The sequence below is a fragment of the Novosphingobium rosa NBRC 15208 genome, assembly GCF_001598555.1.
In the GTDB taxonomy this organism is placed as follows: domain Bacteria; phylum Pseudomonadota; class Alphaproteobacteria; order Sphingomonadales; family Sphingomonadaceae; genus Novosphingobium; species Novosphingobium rosa.
The window spans coordinates 26826-45268 of sequence record NZ_BCZE01000022.1 but is presented as its reverse complement, the minus strand read 5'-3'; the positions used below and the strand labels follow the sequence as shown (position 1 = coordinate 45268).

The 18443-nt window shown below is 60.5% G+C and carries 16 protein-coding genes; 5 read left to right on the top strand and 11 right to left on the bottom strand.

Translation table 11 applies throughout. From position 1 onward, the window contains the following. Positions 1 to 93: 93 nt before the first annotated feature. The 5 genes from SR3_RS08830 to gcvA all read right to left on the bottom strand — a co-directional run bounded on the left by SR3_RS08830 (position 94) and on the right by gcvA (position 5711). On the bottom strand, positions 94 to 1719 hold the full coding sequence (locus tag SR3_RS08830) for a GMC family oxidoreductase (protein ID WP_068084191.1): 1626 nt from the start codon (positions 1717 to 1719) through the stop codon (positions 94 to 96). 74 nt (positions 1720 to 1793) lie between these two features. After that, on the bottom strand, positions 1794 to 2831 hold the full coding sequence (locus tag SR3_RS08825) for a hypothetical protein (protein WP_068083976.1): 1038 nt from the start codon (positions 2829 to 2831) through the stop codon (positions 1794 to 1796). Positions 2832 to 2834: 3 nt separating this feature from the next. Further along, positions 2835 to 3617 (bottom strand): N-acyl homoserine lactonase family protein, encoded by a 783-nt coding sequence (locus SR3_RS08820; protein ID WP_068083971.1) that lies wholly within the window; start codon positions 3615 to 3617, stop codon positions 2835 to 2837. 41 nt (positions 3618 to 3658) lie between these two features. Next, a complete protein-coding gene (locus tag SR3_RS08815) occupies positions 3659 to 4720 on the bottom strand; it encodes an SDR family NAD(P)-dependent oxidoreductase (RefSeq protein ID WP_068083968.1) in 1062 nt (353 codons plus the stop codon). Positions 4721 to 4754: 34 nt separating this feature from the next. Then, positions 4755 to 5711, bottom strand: coding sequence for a transcriptional regulator GcvA (gene gcvA, locus SR3_RS30510; protein ID WP_157098727.1), 957 nt, complete (start codon positions 5709 to 5711; stop codon positions 4755 to 4757). 225 nt (positions 5712 to 5936) lie between these two features. On the opposite strand from gcvA, the gene SR3_RS08805 reads away from it, so the two are divergent. The 4 genes from SR3_RS08805 to SR3_RS31195 all read left to right on the top strand — a co-directional run bounded on the left by SR3_RS08805 (position 5937) and on the right by SR3_RS31195 (position 10303). Next, positions 5937 to 7115: an acyl-CoA dehydrogenase family protein gene (locus tag SR3_RS08805; protein ID WP_218018784.1), complete on the top strand. Its 1179-nt coding sequence runs from the start codon at positions 5937 to 5939 to the stop codon at positions 7113 to 7115. Further along, the gene (locus SR3_RS08800) at positions 7112 to 8293 is read left to right on the top strand and encodes a CaiB/BaiF CoA transferase family protein (protein ID WP_169805590.1); all 1182 of its coding nucleotides are present in this window, start codon (positions 7112 to 7114) and stop codon (positions 8291 to 8293) included. The genes SR3_RS08805 and SR3_RS08800 overlap by 4 nt, the downstream gene beginning before the upstream one ends. Beyond that, complete coding sequence (locus tag SR3_RS08795; protein ID WP_068083954.1) at positions 8286 to 9503, top strand: CaiB/BaiF CoA transferase family protein; 1218 nt, start codon at positions 8286 to 8288, stop codon at positions 9501 to 9503. The genes SR3_RS08800 and SR3_RS08795 overlap by 8 nt, the downstream gene beginning before the upstream one ends. Before the next feature lie 158 nt (positions 9504 to 9661). Further along, positions 9662 to 10303, top strand: coding sequence for an alpha/beta fold hydrolase (locus SR3_RS31195; protein ID WP_157098726.1), 642 nt, complete (start codon positions 9662 to 9664; stop codon positions 10301 to 10303). Positions 10304 to 10451: 148 nt separating this feature from the next. On the opposite strand, the gene SR3_RS08785 is transcribed toward SR3_RS31195, so the two are convergent. The 6 genes from SR3_RS08785 to SR3_RS08760 all read right to left on the bottom strand — a co-directional run bounded on the left by SR3_RS08785 (position 10452) and on the right by SR3_RS08760 (position 17267). After that, positions 10452 to 11918, bottom strand: a complete 1467-nt coding sequence (locus SR3_RS08785) for an aldehyde dehydrogenase (RefSeq protein ID WP_068083950.1) — start codon at positions 11916 to 11918, stop codon at positions 10452 to 10454. A 50-nt stretch (positions 11919 to 11968) separates the two neighbouring features. Further along, complete coding sequence (locus SR3_RS08780; RefSeq protein ID WP_157098725.1) at positions 11969 to 12748, bottom strand: enoyl-CoA hydratase/isomerase family protein; 780 nt, start codon at positions 12746 to 12748, stop codon at positions 11969 to 11971. Positions 12749 to 12808: 60 nt separating this feature from the next. Further along, positions 12809 to 14281 (bottom strand): aldehyde dehydrogenase, encoded by a 1473-nt coding sequence (locus SR3_RS08775; protein ID WP_245653832.1) that lies wholly within the window; start codon positions 14279 to 14281, stop codon positions 12809 to 12811. A gap of 69 nt (positions 14282 to 14350) precedes the next feature. After that, entirely contained in the window at positions 14351 to 14758 is a 408-nt protein-coding gene (locus SR3_RS08770) for a Zn-ribbon domain-containing OB-fold protein (RefSeq protein WP_068083946.1), read from the bottom strand. Next, positions 14755 to 15876 (bottom strand): thiolase family protein, encoded by a 1122-nt coding sequence (locus SR3_RS08765; protein WP_218018783.1) that lies wholly within the window; start codon positions 15874 to 15876, stop codon positions 14755 to 14757. The genes SR3_RS08770 and SR3_RS08765 overlap by 4 nt, the downstream gene beginning before the upstream one ends. A gap of 383 nt (positions 15877 to 16259) precedes the next feature. Beyond that, positions 16260 to 17267, bottom strand: a complete 1008-nt coding sequence (locus SR3_RS08760) for a LysR family transcriptional regulator (RefSeq protein ID WP_068083942.1) — start codon at positions 17265 to 17267, stop codon at positions 16260 to 16262. 87 nt (positions 17268 to 17354) lie between these two features. Between SR3_RS08760 and SR3_RS08755 the strand changes: the two genes are divergently transcribed. Continuing rightward, the gene (locus tag SR3_RS08755) at positions 17355 to 18419 is read left to right on the top strand and encodes an aromatic ring-hydroxylating dioxygenase subunit alpha (RefSeq protein WP_068083938.1); all 1065 of its coding nucleotides are present in this window, start codon (positions 17355 to 17357) and stop codon (positions 18417 to 18419) included. The last annotated feature ends 24 nt before the right edge of the window (positions 18420 to 18443 follow it).

The following is an 18443-nucleotide window of genomic DNA, read 5'->3' as shown; positions in this document are numbered from 1 at the left end:
CCGTGACCGGATGATCCTGAATTCTTCCCCGACAAGCTACCGGAAACCAACTGCCGGACTCAGCGCTAAATTTTCAGGATCGATGACTTTTGATCAATCGACGATAGGAGCGAGAGGTGTCCGACCCCGGATAAGGTCGGCGGCCTTTTCCCCTATCATGATAACCGGGGCATTGGTGTTGCCGCCCGGGATTGCCGGAATAACGGATGCGTCCGCGATCCGCAGCCCCGCGACGCCGCGCACCCGCAATTGGGGGTCCACGACCGAGTGCGGGTCACTTCCCATCCGGCAACTGCCGACGGGATGCCTGACCGTATAAAGCGAACGTCGCAGATATTCGGTCAGTTCCTCGTCGCTCTGGGCGTTCACTCCAGGCGACACCTCTTGCTTGAGCAGGCCTTTGAGGGGCTGGGTCTGATAGATCTTTCGCACCTGCCGCACGGCTCTCAACATCGTATCGATGTCACGCTTGTCCGACAGGAGATTGAGCTGGATCCGAGGCATGTCGTCAGGATTGGCACTGGCAAGCGTCAGCGTACCCTTGCTGTGGGGGCGCAGAAGAACGACCCCTGCCTCGATCCGGTGCTCCTGCCTCTTGGACAGGCCGGGAACATAGATTTGCGCATCGCGGCGGAGCGGATTGAAAAAGACCTGGATGTCAGGCCGCTCGAGGCCTTCCTGGGTCTTGATCAATCCCTGACCGCTGAGCGGCTGGGTAGCGAACGGGCCCTTGCCAAACAGCGCCCATTGAAGGAAATTTCGCACAACCCGATCAAAGCGCAGTTGCTTGAGTGGCGTCACTGGCTCCTTCGTGAGGTTTTCCATCATGAAGGCCGCATGGTCAGCGATATTCTTACCGACCTCGGGTGAATCCACTACCGCCTTGATACCCACCTGCGCCAGCTCATCGGCCGGCCCGATGCCAGACAGCAGAAGGAGCCTGGCGGTGTTGTAAACCCCTGCTGAAAGAATAACTTCCTTGCGGGCCCTGACCTGCTTCTTGACGCCGCCCTGAACGAACTCGACGCCAACAGCCCGCCCGCCTTCGATGATGATTTTCGTCGTTCGGGCATGGAGTTCGAGTTTTAGGTTCGGTCGCTTCAACGCGGGGCGCAGGTAGGTCCGCGCTGTGCTGGAGCGGCGCCCCCGGCGGTTGACCGTGATGTCGGACATACGCGAGATGCCCTCGAACGGCTGGGCATCGAGATCATCGACGATCGGATAGCCAAGCTTGCGGGCTGCCTCGAGAAGCGGTTCCTGCAGCATGCCATCGGGATTGACATGGGTTGTCGCGAGCGGGCCTTCGGCGCTGTGGTAGCGGCCTGACGGGCGCCAGCTCCCTTCAGCCTTCTTGAAATAAGGGAGCACTTCGGCAAATGACCAGCCCTCACAGCCCATTTGCCGCCACTCGTCATAGTCAATGGGATTGCCGCGCGAGTATATCTTGCCATTGATCGAGGACGATCCACCCAGAAGGTGTCCTTGCGGCAGGTCGACAGAACGGCGGTTGAGATGTGGCTCAGGCTGCGACTTGAAGCCCCAGTTGAGGTTGGCCGGTCGGTTGCGATAGAAACCGATCCCCATGTGGAACACGAAGTTCCAGTCCGATCCACCCGCTTCGAGGACCAGCACCGAGCTATCGCGATCCTCGGAAAGCCTGGAGGCAACCACGCCACCTCCCGAGCCGGAACCCACGACGATGTAATCGAACTCTTTCATGTTCATCCTGCTCCGCTCCGTCCCGCGACCATCCATTTTTCAAGGCGCTCGCAGACGGTATATAAAATTGGCCTTCAGCGACTGCTGTTCTGCTCGGACGCCAGTGCCCTCATCAGCACCGTGAGCTCCATCACGTGTTCAGCCGTCTTGATCATCCGGTCGGCAAGGGTAGGCTCTGTGTCAGAGAAGCGTGATGGTCCCCATGATCCATCAGGCGCCTGACGCTGGATGAACCACTCCGTCATACGTTCGACCCACAGGTACCAGCCCCCGTCGGGATCAGTCAGGTGCATTTCACCCACCGCCCAGCCAAACTTGCAAGCCTGTACCGAGGCGATATCCGTAAACTGAGCCTCATGCCCCCGCATATTGAACGCGAGAAGCCGGCGCGCAGCCTGCAAAGCCTGCGGATGGTCGTGGATGCGAGCATAGTTGGCGAGGAAGACTGCGCCCATGCCCGGTGGATAATAGGCCTGCCGTGGTTGATCGAACCGGATCACCGAGGCCCAATTTGCCGAAGGATCAGGTTCCGTACAGAGGTCAGCTCCCTGCATGCAGGCGTAAAACGTCATCGTTTCCGCAGCGTTCTGCTCAGCGATCCGCATCATCCAGTCAGCGCATTTATGTGCGACGTCGTGCGCGCCACAAACCAGCGCGGCCAGCCCAACCTGCCCCGTCGAGAGAATGTCGTCGACCGGCTGTCCATTGGCACCGGGCAGCAACATCGGCATTCCGCCAGAAGGGCTCTGCGCCGAGGCCAGCCACCGCATCGAGCGCAGGGCCAGGTCCTGCCTTCCTACCAGCCAGGCGCCGACGACAAAAGTTCCGAGCCAGTAGTGCGGGTATTGCTCCACATAGGCCTGTCCGGTCAGGGGAAATGGCTTGAAAGCGCCGCCCGGCTGTAACTGATTGATCTCGACCCATCGCGCTGCGGCAGCGCCAATCTCTGACCTTCCGCAGATTGCAAGCCCCCAGGGGAGGCGCATCCATCCATTGCGATCTTCGCTGTCGCCAGGTTTTCCGTCAGCCGCGACCTGACCCTTGAGCCATTCTGTCGCACGATCCCTCGCTAGCATTGCGCGTGCCAGCACCTCGGTTTGCGCTACAAACATACGTCAGCTCAGAGGTACTGATAAGGGCATGTCAGCCCAGAAAACCGGATCATGGCTCGGCAGAACCTTCGCGCCGCGATCGCGGAGGGAGGCCAGATGCTTGAGGGAAGCCAGAAACTGGTCCGCATCGTGGCAACTTGCGGGCAATTTGAATTCGTCGAGCGACCGCTGGAGGCTGCAGCAATCGCCGGTCAGAACGACATCGCCGCCATCAGTGCGGATTTTGGCCGACTGGTGACCAGGCGTGTGCCCGAGAGTCGGGAAAATGATGATCGTGCCGTCCCCAAACAGGTCATGTTCGCCGCGAACCTTGAGAAAGGGTTGCCCGAGATCGTATTCAGCGATCTCATAGATCGGATCTTCCCCCGCATTGTTGAAGGCGTAGTCGTACTCTGCCTCCTGGGTCACGATTGTGGCGTTCGGGAAATAGGCGTTCCCGCCGGCATGGTCGGTATGGAAATGCGAGACGATGATCCACCGGATCTCCGCCGGCTCCACCCCAATTGCCCTGAGCTTTTCATCGATCGTTTCGCCTGCCTCCAGATCGATGAAGCTCTCCCGCGCCGTCCCCCTCGGTCGAACGAAGCGCTGCCCGAGCCCGGTGTCGAAAAGCACAGCCCCCTTGGGATGATCGATCAAAAATGCGGTCACAGGGGCCCTGATCTCTCCCTCTTCACCATCGATGAAATAGGAGACAGGCATGTGGACGTGACCGACCGTGAAAGCGAAAAGACGCACGCCGTCGCCCGGACGACGCGGTGCGGTAGGAATTTCAATGGCACTCATTGGGGTAACCCTTTCCCAAGCCTCGCCGCACGCGCGGTCACTCAAACGGTCTCGACGACGCCTTTCAACGCGGCCAAAGCCTCGCTGGGCGGGTTCTCACCCTCGATCCGTCCACCGGGGAAAAGAGTCCAGCGACGCTGCTGCACCGGAAAGGACGCAGTTGCGGCAGCAAGCGTCTCGCTTGTCCACTTCTTGCCGTTGCTGCTGACGTGGTGGGCAGCGTCCCACTCATCGAACAAGAAGAGATCCCCGCCCCAGGCCCCGAAGACCCTGCCCGTGAAGGGGCATTGCGAGCTGGCGAGGAAAGCAACCACTTGCGCGACATGTTCCGGGGCGTTGGGGTCAAAGCCCTCCCGCGGAGCCATCATGTCGATCATTTCCTGGGGAGCTCCATCGAGCATGCGGGTGCGAGCCATCGGAGCCAGCCCGTTCACCTTCACGCCAAGGGGCGCGAGCTCCTGTGCCGCCGAGACCGTCAGAGAGGCAACCGCGGCCTTGGTCGCGCTGTAGAGGGCGATAAAGGGCATCGGGTGAAGACCCGCTGGCGACGCGGTGTTGATAATCGCGCGGCCCGCCTTGGGACCAGAGCGCCGCCAGTGCGCCGCAGCGGCATTCATCGTCGCCGTGACGCCCTTAAAATTTACCGCCGATGCCAGATCCCAGTCAGCCTCGGTGATGTCGCCCAGGAGGCCCGCGCGGTTGATGCCGGCATTGTTGACGAGAATATCCAAGTCGCCGAAGCGCTCGACAGCATCCGCGACCATCGCGTGGGCTGCGCCCCAATCCGATACACTGCGCGTATCCGCGAATGCTCGACCACCGGAGGCCTCGATCTCCGCGACGACGTCTTGAGCGGGGCGGGTATCGTGCCCATCGCCAGTGTTCGATCCGCCCAGATCATTGACGATCACGGTAGCTCCGGCCTGAGCCAGCGCCAGTGCGTGCTCGCGTCCCAAGCCCCTACCCGCGCCCGTCACCAAGGCGATTTTACCAGCCAACGACATGATCTGACCTCTCTCGATCGAACGCCACGCTCGGGTGGTGGGTTCGCTGTGGATTTTCAATGACTGTGCGGTACCGGGCGCCGGATCTTCAAACGACAATTGGGCACTTCGATTGAGTCCAAGTCACACGAGATCATGCAACTCTGGCAAAGCCCCCACCCTGACGGCGCTGCTGGATAGCAGCGATCACCTCAGCAACACGCGCGGTGGTCTTTTGCGCCTCATCGAGCATCCAGTCCCGGAATGGGCGGAAGCTGGGATTGCGGGGTGAGCGATCCGGCCAGATCAGGTTGTAGACCTCGTCATCAGGTGCAACGATCGGAAACGGCATGACCAGATGCCCGGATTCAAGATCGTCCAGCACCAGCGGCAGTTGCGCAATGGCGACGCCCACACCCTCTGCCGCAGCTTGGTAGGCGAGACTCGAACTCTCGAAATACATCACGTTCCGGTTGGTAAAGTTCGGCATACCAGCCGCATTTAGCCAGAGACTCCAATTGCCTGGCCGAGCCGTGGAATGAAGCAGAGTGAGCTTCGCGAGGTCGCCGATCTCCTTGAGCTCCCCGTGCCGTTCAAGCAGTCGAGGACTGCAGACCGCGACCAGATCAGCATCGAACAGCTTGCGCACCACGGATTGGGGCGTGTTTTCGTGACCCAGCTTGATCGTGGCATCCAGATCGTCGCGCTGGAAATCGACCGCCGCAAGATTCATACTTAACTGAAGGTTGTTTTTAGGATTTCTCGAATAGAATGAGTTCATTCTCGGCATAAGCCACCGCAAGGTGAATGTCGAAGACGTCGAAACCCGAAGAGGCGCACCCTCCGGAACATCCATCAAATCATCTGTAGCCGATTTTATCAAAGAAAAGGCGTCCGTTATTCTGGACAGATATTCCTTTCCTTCCTTCGTAAGACCCACTTCGCGGTTTGCACGGTGAAACAACTGAACCGATAGAAAATCTTCGAGCACGCGAATTTGACGGCTTACAGCACCGGGGGTTACACTCAATTCCGAAGCTGCTTGCGTGAAGCTCAGCTTTCGGCCCGCGCATTCGAACGTTCGAAGGGCAGTCAGCGGCGGAATGCGCATACCCAAAATCCTCTCCAACAATCGCCTGTTTTCAGCGACTCAAGCCCTTGAGCGGGTCCTTGTATCTGGGGAAAGGGTGCGCAACCTGTGACTAAAAGTCAACTACCCTGAAAGTGTTTCGATTGAAGGATGCGGCCGTGCGCTCCAATCTTGCCGCAAATTAGCGGACAGAACCTGCAGAGAGGCTGGGACGGCATGGACTTCACTTTACCTGACGAAGCAAGGATGATCGGCGAACTCACCGCGCGCTTCGTTGCCGACGAATTGATACCGCTCGAGCGGATGGTCATTGAGCGCGAAGCGGCCCGCGGGATGGGTGGCGATCCGCTTATTCCCCATGAGGTCGAGGCCAAACTCAAGGAGCGGTCCAAGGAGCTTGGCCTCTGGGGCATCGACGTTCCCGAACGCTTCGGCGGCCATGGCATGGGCGCGCTCATCAAATGCGTCGTGACCGAGCAGATGTTTTACTCGATCACCCCATTCACACTGCCGCCCGACAGCCCGAACCTCCATTTCCTGGCAGAGTCCTGCAAGGGCAACCAGATCGAACGATACCTCCTCCCTTATGCCTCCGGCGAAAAGAAATCCTGTCTCGCCCTGACTGAGGCAGGCGCTGGCTCGGATGCCGCCGGAATCCGCCTCAAGGCTGTACGGCAGGGCGACTCCTGGGTGCTCAACGGCGAGAAGATGTGGATCAGCGGTGCAAGGACCGCCGATTTCATGATCGTCATCGCGTCGACAGATCAGTCCAAGGGCACGCGTGGCGGGATGACTGCGTTCCTGATTGATCGTGATACGCCAGGCGTGACCGTCCCACAGGAATTTTCCGTGATCGGCGGGAATTTTCATGCCTATTCGGTCAATTTTGACGATGTGACCGTGAGTGACGACCAGGTTCTCGGCGAGGTCGGGCAGGCGTTTGCTCCCTTGCAGAACCGTCTCGGAATTCGCCGCATGGAGACCGCCTGCTGGTGCCTCGGCTACGCCCAGCGCGCGCTCGATATGATGATCGAGCAGGCCAAGGCGCGGGTTACCTTCGGCGCTCCACTCGCCGATCGCCAAACCATCCAGTGGTGGATTGCCGACAGCTTCCAGGAAATCGAGATGGTCAAGTTGCTCACTTACCGCCTCGCATGGCAGCTCGACCAGGTTCAGGAAGGCTCCAAGCGCGCCGAGATCCGTCGCGGCGCGGCCATGGTCAAAGTCCAGGCAACGGAAATGGCGACCCGGGTCATCGACCGCGCAATTCAGATGTTCGGCGGCATGGGAGTCAGCAAGGAACTGCCCCTCGAATTCATGGCCAGAGAGGTCCGCGTGCTCCGCATCGTGGAGGGCCCCTCTGAGGTCCACCGCTGGATGATCGCTCGCGAGCTCCTGCGCGACGGAAGGCCCTTCGAACTGTGAGCGGGGCCATCGCACTAGAAGGGCTGAGAGTTCTCGAACTCTCCGGCCTTTACGGCGCTTATTGCGGCAAGCTCTTTGCCGACATGGGCGCATCCGTCACGCTGGTCGAAACGGCTGAAGGCTCACCGATGCGCGCCAAGGCGCCGTTTCTGGCCAACGAGCCGTCGCCTGACACTAGCCTACCCTTCAATTATTTTGCGGCCAATAAGCGCAGTGTGGTGGCCGACCTCGGGACTGAGGAAGGTCAAAAGGCCCTATTTACTGCGGCGTCTCGGGCTGACCTCCTGATCCTCTCGGACCATCCCCAGACCGCCCATGTTGATCTGGAGGCGCTGCGCCTCGCAAACCCCGGATTGGTCTGCACGCGCATCACCCCATACGGCACAAGTGGCCCTTATTCTGGATACAAGGGTGACGATCTCACTCTGATGGCGATGGGTGGTCTTCTGACCATGGCCGGTTACCCAGATAGCGCGCCTGTCGTGGCTTTTGGCGAGCAAGGCTTGCTCGCCGGCGACCAGTTCGCCGCAGTTGCCTCCTTGGCCGCCGTGTTGCGGGCAGAGGCCACCGGTCAAGGCGAGATCATTGATGTCTCCATCCAGGAGGCAATCGTCATGGCTCTGGAAAATGCCGCGCAGACATATCAGCTCGAAGGCAAGGTGCGGAAGCGCTCCGCCTCAAGTGCGCGCGCAGGCACGGGGATTTTTCCTTGCAGCGACGGCGAAGTCTATCTGCTGGCTGGCGGTATCGGCGAGACAGCCATGTGGGGCAGCTTTGCCAAATGGATGGCCTCCGAAGAGGTGACGGGCTGCGAGCTCTTTTCGGATCCGGATTGGAACGATCTGGCGCCGGGCGCGGATGAAGCCTTCCGCGCGGTCTTTCTCCCTTTCGCAAAGGCCCGGACGAAGGACCAGCTCTATCAGGGCGGGAAGCGATGGGGTGTCCCCATTGCCCCGATGTCAACGGCGGTCGATCTGCTGACCAACCCGCAGTTGCTGCACCGCCAATACTTCGTCACCGCCCCGTCAGGCAGCGCGATCGGTCCGGTCGCTATGCCGGGCGCTCCCTACAAGTTCAGCGTCTCGCCCTGGGCTCTGCGCACTGCCGCGCCCGGCCTGGGTGAATACGGCAATCTTGCTGACCTCACAGATTTGCAGGACGTTCAAAGCCATGACTGACCTACCTCTTTCCGGCGTCAAGATCGTGGACTTCTGCTGGATCGGCGCCGGCTCCTACACCACGAAACTGCTGGCTGACCTGGGCGCGGATGTCATCAAGGTCGAGAGCTCGAAATCGCTCGACAGCCTAAGGCTCGCAGCGCCCTATGCTGGCGGCATCGCAGGGGTGAACCGAAGCGGCTATTTTGCCGATCGCAACAGTTCGAAGCGCAGCATCACGATCAACATGAAGGATCCGCGCGGCGTCGAGATCGCGCATAATCTGATCCGCGACTGCGACGTCGTCGCTAACAACTTCCGCCCCGGAACGATGGAGAAGCTGGGCGTCGGCTTCGACGCGCTGAGCGAAATCAACCCTGGCCTCATCTACATCGGCATGTCCATGAACGGGGACGAGGGACCAGATCGCTCGATGCTCGGCTACGGCATCACAATCGCCGCCCTGACCGGGTTCCTCGGCTACAGCGGCTATCCCGAGCGCGGCCCAACCGGGACAGGGACCAATTACCCTGACCACGTACCCAATCCTTGCCATGCGGCCTTCGCGATCATGTGTGCGCTCCGGCACAAGCGGCGTACCGGGATGGGTCAAAAGATCGACATGGCCCAGACTGAACCCATGCTCAGCCTTATCCCCACTCCGGTGATGGAATATTCGGCGAACAAGCGAGTGATCGGGCGCACAGGGAACGCTCTGGCGGGTTATGCGCCTCGCGGCGTGTATCCCACATCCGGGGAAGACCGCTGGATCGCGATCAGTATTTCCAGCGATCAGCAATGGCGCGATCTGTGTCAGATCCTCGAGCCTGCATTGGGCGCTTATGCCCGCTGGGGCACGCTCGAGAGGCGTGCCATGGATATTCCGGAAATCGATAGCCTCATCGCCCGAAAGACAGCGCTCTGGGATGGATATGAGCTTATGGGCAAACTTCAGGAGAAAGGTGTTCCGGCAGGCGTTGTGCAGAATGCCCGCGACCTGGTGGATGATGATCCGCAAATGCGGCACCGCGACCACTGGCGCTATTTGCAGCACGCTGAAATGGGAGACAGCCTCTACAACGGTCCCCCATTCCAGTTTGCGTCGCAGGCAGTAGGGCCCCGCTTTGCCGCTCCGTTGCTGGGCGAACACAATGACGAAGTCTTCAGCACGCGTGCCGGTCTTACTACTGCCGAGATCAAGCAGCTGCAGGATGAAGGAGCTCTCGTCTGAGCTGATCCGGGCCGAACCAGCGGGTGCATCTGCCAGTTGGTTCGGCTGATATTGCTGAACGACGGGCCTTTCCAACGGCTCGAAACATTAGAAAATGGGGGAGGCGCGGATCGTGCCTTATATCGAAAGCGATCAGCACAAGACCTGGTTCGAAATCCATGTCTCCGCGAGGACGCGCATCCAGGATGAGTCCATCCTCATTCTGCATCGCCCCACCGACACGGTGGACGCCTGGCAGCGATGGTCGGATCGGCTGGGGGATCACCGGATCATCCACCGGGGGTTTCCGGTCAATCTCGCAGGTCGGGAGCCAACGTCCTCTTACGCAGACGCTCGAAGCAATGGCCAATGATCTTGTCGCCTTTCTGCGGGAGTTCGGGATTGGTTCAATCAATCTCATGGGCATCGGCAGCGCCGCATCACACGCTCTGGCAACGGCCGCGCTTTTCCCGGACCGTGTGCGCTCGATCGTTATCTGTGGCGCTCCCGACCACCTGCCTTCACCTGCCCCGAAGCGCTCGCGAAGCGAAGGCAAGCTGCAGTTCTGCGGCAACGCATCGAGCGCCGAACTCGACGGAATGCTCGCTGAAGTCTCGGCGCCAACGCTGGTCATGGCTCCCATGCGGGATGGTCCTGCAAGCGTGGAATATCAGGTAAATCTGGCCGACCTCTTGCCATCAGCAACGCTGTTGCCTGTCAACGCGACCCAAGAGGATGTCTTGCTAAGGCCTTCCGAAGACTGCATTGCCGCTGTGCGGCGCTTTCTCGCAGTCCCCCCTGCTTCGCGTCCCTCTTCCTGACGTTTTCGCCCGATGGCGCTGTTGGCCCCCTCAAGCTGCGCTCTGGCCCGAATGTAGCCAATTGAAAAAAGGGGAGGACTTGGTCCTCCCCTTTTTTCTTCCGTCGCAGCGCTTTTCAGGCCTCGCTGGCCGGGCACCAAGCGACCGCCTAGAGTTTCATGACAAATGGATTGGCGACGGGCGCGCTGTGATTGAGGAAGACGCTCTTCGCTTCAAGGTTCGCCATGATCGCGTCGATACCGTTTTCGCGGCCCGTACCGCTGTCCTTCATCCCACCAAACGGCATCGTGACGCTCAGCATGCGGTAGCTGTTGACCCAGACCGTGCCGGCCTGAAGCTTCTCCGACATGCGGAAAGCGCGGCCAAAGTCCTTTGTCCACACGCCAGCAGCCAATCCGAAGTCGGTGTCATTGGCAATCCGGAGCGCATCTTCCTCATCCTTGAATTTGATGATCGAGAGGATTGGCCCAAAGACCTCCTCGCGGGCGATGCGCATGCCATTGTTGACACCGGTAAAGATCGTCGGCTTGACGAACCATCCCGGCCGATCAAGCTTTTCGCCACCCAGGACGCATTGAGCGCCCTCGCCTTTCGCGATGTCGATATACTCGAGGACCTTGCTGAACTGTTCCGCCGTCGTCACCGGGCCGATCTGCGTACCGGCCTCCATCGGTTCCCCCACCACCGCGTTGCCCGCGATCTTGAGAAGGCGTTCGACAAAAGCGTCATGGATGCTTTCCTGGACCAGCAGGCGAGAGCCGGCGATGCAGGACTGCCCCGAAGCGGCAAAAATCCCCGATACCGCTCCGTTGACTGCCACTTCAAGATCGGCATCGTCGAAAACGATGTTGGGGGACTTTCCGCCCAGTTCGAGGTCACAACGAGCAAAGCGCGCTGCGGCGATCTGATTGATCGCACGGCCGGCTCCGCCACCCCCTGTGAAGCTGATGCGGGCCACCTTTGGATTGGCGACCAATGACGCGCCCACCTCATTGCCGAGGCCGGTTACAACATTGAAAACGCCGTCAGGAAAGCCAGCTTCCTTGACCAGCCTGGCGAATTCAAGCGCGGAGGCCGAGCTGTGTTCAGAGGGCTTATGCACGACGGTACATCCCGCGGCGAGCGCCGGGGCGATTTTCGCCGCCGCCAGCAGCAGCGGGGAGTTCCAGGGCGTAATCGCAAGCACGACACCGACCGGTTCGAGCCGGGTATACCCGAAAACGCCTGGCCTGCCGACCGGGGGGACTCGCCCTTCAATCTTGTCGGCCAACCCCGCGAAGTAATGGTAGATCTCGGGGAGATATCCGGTCTGGGCGCGCATCTCCGTGAGCAGCTTGCCATTGTCGCGCACTTCAATCTCGGCGAGATCGCCAGCGGCGTGAGCGAGAAGATCGGCGAGTTTGCGCAACAGTGCTCCCCTGGCCGAAGCCGACAGGCCCGCCCAAGGCCCCGTCAGCGCCGCGTGGGCGACCTCAACGGCGCGTGTAGCGTCGTCGCTTCCGCCACGGGGAATGCTGGCCCAGGCCTTTCCTGACCAAGGCTCCAGTGTCTCGAGGGTTGCGCCGCCAGCGGCGTCGACAAATTCCCCGCCAATGAACATCTGGTATTTTTTCACGCTACTTCACCGCCTCTCTCGATCACGCCTGCTTTTGTTCGGCTATGCCTTCAGCCCTGCCCGACGAGTCGCTCGCCCTGGGAAAAGCGAGCCAGCCCCTCACTGCCTGCTGCGGTCATTTTATTGATTTCGTTGATCTTGCCTACACCAAAGGTGAAGGCCCCGTCCCAATCGATCTGAACTGGAATCTGATCCATCGCCCCCTTGCTCACGGTGAGGGCAACTGGGTCGAACTGACCGATTTTGGCCGCAACAGCCTCGGCTTCAGCCATCAGTTCCTCGTGGGGCACCACCTTGTTGACCAGGCCCCAGCGCTCGGCGGTCGCACCGTCGATACGGTCGGTCGTGAACATCATCCAGGCGTGACGCTTGCGGGTCAGCGAATATTGCGTCGAAGGGCCGGCAAGCCCGGGGTAGGTTGCAAAGCCCATTTCCGGCATGCCCATCGAGGCTCGCTCCGAGGCAATGGCCAGATCGCAGACGTTGATCAGGGTCACGCCGCCACCCAGGGCCAACCCGTTGACCGCAGCGATGAACACGGCGGGGTGGGCGCGGATTGCAACGTTGACTGCTTGCCAGGAGGTCGCCGGGTCCGGCTCGATCCCTGCCTCGCGTTCGGCGCTGGCTTCCTTCAGGTCGAGACCGGCGCAGAAGCTGACATCGGTGCCGGTCAGCACGATAACACCGAAGCGGCCTTTGAGCTGCTCCATCGCCTCAAGCATGGCGATCCGCGCAGCCTTGCTCATCGCATTGCGCTTGGCAGGGCGGTTGATGCGCATGATCGCATAGCCCTGCTTTTCCTCGACAACGACCAGATTTTCTTCACTCATGATGAACTCCAAATGCCTCTCGCGAACGGTGTCGCTGCGTTGAAATCGTAACTTGCAGGCTTATGCGGGAAAGTAGATCGCCTTGGGTTCGAGGAAGACCTCAAGGCCTTCGACTCCGCCTTCCCTGCCGATCCCGGACTGCTTGAAACCGCCGAAGGGAACGCTCGGATCGATCTGCAGGCCGTTGATGGAAATATTGCCGGTCCGCACGCGGCGCGCGATGGACTCCGCTCGACCGACGTCCTTGGAGAACACCGTCCCGGACAGACCGAACTGGCTGTTGTTGGCGATTGCGACAGCCTCTTCCTCGTTGGAATAGGTGAGGATGGAAACCACCGGACCGAAGATCTCTTCCTGAGCGATAACCATGTCCGGGGTGACACGGTCAAAGATGGTGGGCTCAACGAAATAGCCCTGATTGAAGCCTCCCGTTCCTCCACCCTTGACCAGGCGGGCTCCCTCGCCCCGACCCTTCTCGATGTAGGACAGGACACGGTCGCGCTGCCGCCCCATCGACAATGGCCCCATGGTCGTCGCCGTATCCCACGGATCACCGAGACGGATATGACCGACCGCTTCGACATAGGCGTCCAGAATTTCGTCATGCCGGCTTTGGGGGACGAGCACCCGGGTCTGCGAGAAGCAGATCTGCCCGGAAAATGGCATAGCGAAGGGAACGATCGTTCCGAGCGCCGTCTGCAGGTCCGCATCCTCACAGATGATGGCGGCGGATTTACCCCCCAGTTCAAGGCTGCAGCGAGCGATGCGACTGGCGCAAACCGCTCCGATATGCCGCCCGGCATCGGTCGAACCGGTAAAGCTGACCTTGTCGATGCGTGGATCCCGGATCAACGCATCGCCAGCCTCGCGCCCCGCAGGCACAATATTGAGAACGCCCGGTGGCAAACCGGCTTCCTCCGCGCATTCCGCAAGGATAAGCGCGTCGAGGGGAGTTTCCGGACTCGGCTTCACCACGAAGGTGCAGCCGGCGAAAAGCCCGGCGGCAAGCTTCTGCGATAGGAGAATGAGCGGCGCGTTCCACGGCAGGATCAGGGCGCAGGCACCGACCGGCTCGCGCACGACACGCGCATGCCCTTGGGCGGTCTTGCGTACGTCTTCGAAGGCGTAGTGATCCGCGAGCGAAGCGTAATAATCGTAATAGCCGGGAATCAGGCTTGAGAACATCGTGGTGAAGCCGATGGTGGCCCCCACCTGCGCGGTCCAAACCCGGGCGAAGAGTTCCTGACGCACAGCGATGGCCTGACCGATACGGCGCAGCACTTGGGCACGCTCACTCGGCGCCATGCGCGGCCAGGGCCCGGTATCAAAGGCCCGGCGCGCCGCATCGACGGCGGCTGACATGTCCTCAGCGCAACCGCCCGGGACAGTCAGAATGACGTTTTCGGTGATTGGCGACACCAGCTCCAGTCGCTCGGCGCTGCGCGCATCGCACCACCGTCCATCGATGTAGAACTGCGTCCTGACCCGCTCCGAGAGTTCGCCTTGCGGATTCAGTTGGTCTTTCATGCCCATCAAGCCCTCCTCTTCCGAGTTTTTCTGGCGCAAGCGGCCCCGCCATGGGACCGCTTGTGCCTCACGTCCTCATGCCGCGGGACGGAACTTCGGCAGCGTCACTTCGTCGGTCACCTTGTCGAAGACGACCTCGACAGGCATGCCAACGGAGAGTTCCCGGTCGCCGAGCTCGACGATCGAGGAAAGGAGGCGCACGCCCTCCTCAAGCTCAACCTCGATCACCGGATAGGGGACTTCATCCCCGAAACCGGGGAAATACTTCTGGTGCATCACGACGTACGAACCGATCTTGCCCTTCCCGGAGAGCTCGACCCAGGACCAGTTGCCGTCCCGTGTGACCGGCGAAACGGGGGACGGGGGAAAGAAGAACCTCCCGGAGGTGTTGCAACGCTGGGCCAGAAGCTTGCCCTCGCGGGCGCCCTCAAAAAACGGCCCGCTCCACTTGTCTGCCTCAGGCAGCGGCTTGAGATAGGTCATGCGTCGTTCCTGATGATGATGGAGCCGGCAACCGCGGTTGCGAGAATGAACTGGAGGGCTTTGCAGTCCTTGATCTGCCGATCGGGCGGAACTTCGCCGCGGAGCTGGCGCACTCCTTCAACGATCAGCGCCCATCCCTGCATGTAGCTCTCGGACAGATGGCCACCGCTTGTGTTGGTCGGCCAGCGCCCTTTCCCGAGTTCGAGCATGCCGTCCCTGACGAACTGCCCACCCTCGCCCTGCTTACAGAATCCCATGCCCTCGAGGGCGAAGAGGACTGTGGGCGAGAAATTGTCATAGATCATCAGGCCGTCGATGTCGTTGCGGGTCAGCCCGGCACGATCATAGACCTGCGATTCCACCTTCTGGAGAGCTGGATACCAGTAGTCATTCGGCGGAAGCGAGTTCTGGGAAAAATCATCCTGGCGCGCGAAGCCGGACACGAAGACCGGCTTCTTCTTCATGTCCTTGGCCTTCTCGGGCGTGGTCATGATCCACGCCACGCCGCCGTCGTTGATCAGGCAATAATCGAGAAGGTGCAGGGGATCGCAAATGAAGCGGCTCTTCTGGTGATCCTCGATGGTGATCGGTTTCTTCATCACGGCTGCGGGATTCTTCAGCGCATGCTCGCGGAAGGAAACGGCGATATGGGCCAGATCTTCCGAGGTCGTCCCGAACTGCTCCATATGGCGGCGGAACATCATCGCATGTGAGGCGCCCGGCGAGGTGAAGCCCCAAGGAGCCCAGAAATTGGGATCGCCACCATATTTCATGGCGTTGGAGCGACCATCATTGCCGTAGACCAGCGCGATCGTCGTGGCGGCGCCCGAGGCGATGGCTTCCGCGGCCATCATCAGGGCGATGGCTGAGAATCGTCCGTGAGCCGGGGTCGACTGCAGATAGGGCGTGTTGAGGTTCGAGACCTCGGCAAACCTGTCGTACGGCAGCCGGTTGAGGATCACACCATCGATGTCATCGAAGGTGATCCCGGCGTCGTCAACCGCCGCCTTGAGAGCGGAGACACCCAGTCCAACCGCATCGGTTTCCGGAAACACGCCGTAGTCAGTCGATCCGACGCCGACAATGCAGGCTTTGTCGCGATAATTCCAATCTCGCATTTCGCTCCCCACAGCCATGGCACCGCGATGCCAATGATTTGAGTACACGGCCCGTGTGGCCGTTAACGCAGTGTCGATGCGCTCTGGGGTCCAATCTCGTCAAACGACCAAAAGTCGCCCCGGTTGATCGAAAGTCACATGGAAGCTGACATCAACTCGATCCGGCGGCCGCTGGATTTCCGGGAAAGTGGCGCAGTTTGACCGCTGTCGAGCCGATCAGGCCTCGATGCTTCCGCGCTCATTTCTCACATGTGCTCGCGCTGGAGCAGCGGCGGTTCAAGCCACATCCCCCCGGGCGATAGGGCGCCGGAAGAAACTCTCTCAAACAGATGGGACACGTCATATCAGAGCCAGTAACCAGAGAGGCCTGAAAAATCGCCGCCTCAGCCCACTCGTGACGCGGAGGGATCGCCAGGTGCTGGAACCCGCGATGCTGAATCCAAAAAGGTTCGCCAGAAGGGAGAACGCTCGCCTGCGGTCGGATCCTGTCCCTTAAAGAGTTCAGCGACCAATCTGCGCAACCAAATGGTCCCAGGATCGGTATGGGACCGCCTGTGCCAAAACTGCTTCAGTTCGACCGAGGGACAGCTGAAGGGTAGTTCGAGCATCCTGAGGCGAGTCAGTCGTGTGTAGATGCGGGCGACCGCGAGAGGAACGGTCGCTATCATATCCGAATGAGCGATGAGCAACGGGATGCTCATGAAATGAGGGGAGCGAAGCACAACCTGGCGCTGTATCCCAAGGGCGACCAGTCTGCGCTCGAAGATCTCCTGGCTGCGACCATCCTGCTCGATCACCGCATGCTCGCCCTGCACGAACTGCTCGACGGTGAGGGAATCGCGGATCGTGGGGTGATCTTCGCTCACGAGACAGACAAAGCTCTGCTCGAACAGCTTCTGGGAAAAGAGGTGATCGCCGTCGAATTCGATGAAATACCCGAGCGCCAGATCGATCTCACCGCCGATCAGGCTTTCCCGCAACTCGCGCGGAGGCAGCGTGACCGACTGTACGGTAATTCGAGGCGCCCGGCGACGCAGGGCTACCATTAAATCTGGCAGGAAGCTCAGCTCACCCAGATCCGATAGGCTGAGGGTGAAACAGCGGTCAGATTTCTCCGGCTCGAAAGGCCCGGATGGTACAATATCCGAATGCACGGCCGTCATGATGCGCATCACCGGCCCCCGCAATCGCTCCGCTGCGGCGGTCGGGCTCATCTCACCGCCCTGGCGTACGAAGAGATCATCCCCGAAATGCTCGCGCAATCGTTTGAGCGACTGACTGACGCTCGGCTGCGTCACGCCCAGCGCGCGGGCGGCGGCCGAGACGTTGCGGTGATGGAAGAGCACCTCCAACACCTTGAGCAGGTTGAGATCGAGATCTAAATTAGACATGTTTATAGTATGTATAAGTTTGATACGTGATGCCTATACCGCTTTCTCCGGGTATGTTCAAGCCAATCACAAGCACAGGAGAGAGAGATGCCCGGCACTTCCGCGGCCAAGGAGGAAGGCTTCCTTTACAACAACTGGTACGTTGCCGGCTGGGGCACGGATCTCGCCCCGGGCGAGCGAGTCGGCAGGACGTTTCTCAATCAGCCGGTCGTCCTGTTCCGGACCCAGAGCGGCGAGGTCTCGGCGCTTGAGGACCGTTGTTGTCACCGCGCCCTGCCCCTCAGCTTCGGCATGGTCGAAGGCGAGCGGATTCGCTGCAGCTACCACGGACTGGAGTTCAACACTCAAGGGAAATGCGAGAAAATTCCGGCGCAGGACAAGGTGCCCTCGACCGCCTGCGTGCGCCGCTATCCGCTCGTCGAACGCGATTCCCTCATGTGGATCTGGATGGGTGAGCCCGCCCTCGCCGACGAAACCGCGATCCCAGCGCATCCCTGGCATGCGAATCCGCGGTTCCGCTGGAAGAGCTTCCACTATGACATCCAGGGAAATTGGGAACTCATGATCGAGAACCTGATGGACCTCTCGCACCTGCCCTACATCCACGCGCAGACCATCGGCGGCAACCCTGAACTCCATTTCGGGATCAAGACCAACTCGACTCGGGATGGCGATGTGGTTCGGGTCAGTCGGCATATGCCCAACTCCGAACCGCCTCCGACTTATAAGACTGCCAAGGGCTTCACCGGAAAGGTCGATCGGTGGCAGGAAATCGAGTTCATGCCGGTTCTCATCCGCATCAACACCGGCGCCTGCGATGCCGACACCGGCGCCTATGAGGGCAAACGCGAGCATGGTTTCTCGATGGTCGGGTTCCATGGCATCACGCCCGAGACCGAAACCACTACCCATTATTTCTGGTCCGTCGCGACCGACGCACTCGCCGACGGCGTGCCTGAAAAGGTGTTCCAGCAAACGGCCGATACGTTCCGTGAGGACCAGGAAGTCCTCGAACTTCAGCAGTTGCGCATTTCGGCCGAACCTGATCGTCCGCTCCTCGATATCGCCAGCGATGTCGGCAGCCGTCAAGCCCGCCAGGTGCTGCGCCGCCTGATGAAGGCAGAACGCGAGCCGGGAATGGTCGCGGCCTAACCCGAGCGGCGTGGCAAGCGATCT

Coding starts and splice junctions, on each gene's coding strand:
- SR3_RS08830 (WP_068084191.1), bottom strand. CDS start 1,719: ATGAAAGAGTTCGATTACATCGTCGTGGGTTCCGGCTCGGGAGGTGGC.
- SR3_RS08825 (WP_068083976.1), bottom strand. CDS start 2,831: ATGTTTGTAGCGCAAACCGAGGTGCTGGCACGCGCAATGCTAGCGAGG.
- SR3_RS08820 (WP_068083971.1), bottom strand. CDS start 3,617: ATGAGTGCCATTGAAATTCCTACCGCACCGCGTCGTCCGGGCGACGGC.
- gcvA (WP_157098727.1), bottom strand. CDS start 5,711: ATGCGCATTCCGCCGCTGACTGCCCTTCGAACGTTCGAATGCGCGGGC.
- SR3_RS08805 (WP_218018784.1), top strand. CDS start 5,937: ATGATCGGCGAACTCACCGCGCGCTTCGTTGCCGACGAATTGATACCG.
- SR3_RS08795 (WP_068083954.1), top strand. CDS start 8,286: ATGACTGACCTACCTCTTTCCGGCGTCAAGATCGTGGACTTCTGCTGG.
- SR3_RS31195 (WP_157098726.1), top strand. CDS start 9,662: ATGTCTCCGCGAGGACGCGCATCCAGGATGAGTCCATCCTCATTCTGC.
- SR3_RS08780 (WP_157098725.1), bottom strand. CDS start 12,748: ATGAGTGAAGAAAATCTGGTCGTTGTCGAGGAAAAGCAGGGCTATGCG.
- SR3_RS08775 (WP_245653832.1), bottom strand. CDS start 14,281: ATGGGCATGAAAGACCAACTGAATCCGCAAGGCGAACTCTCGGAGCGG.
- SR3_RS08770 (WP_068083946.1), bottom strand. CDS start 14,758: ATGACCTATCTCAAGCCGCTGCCTGAGGCAGACAAGTGGAGCGGGCCG.
- SR3_RS08765 (WP_218018783.1), bottom strand. CDS start 15,876: ATGCGAGATTGGAATTATCGCGACAAAGCCTGCATTGTCGGCGTCGGA.
- SR3_RS08760 (WP_068083942.1), bottom strand. CDS start 17,267: ATGTCTAATTTAGATCTCGATCTCAACCTGCTCAAGGTGTTGGAGGTG.
- SR3_RS08755 (WP_068083938.1), top strand. CDS start 17,355: ATGCCCGGCACTTCCGCGGCCAAGGAGGAAGGCTTCCTTTACAACAAC.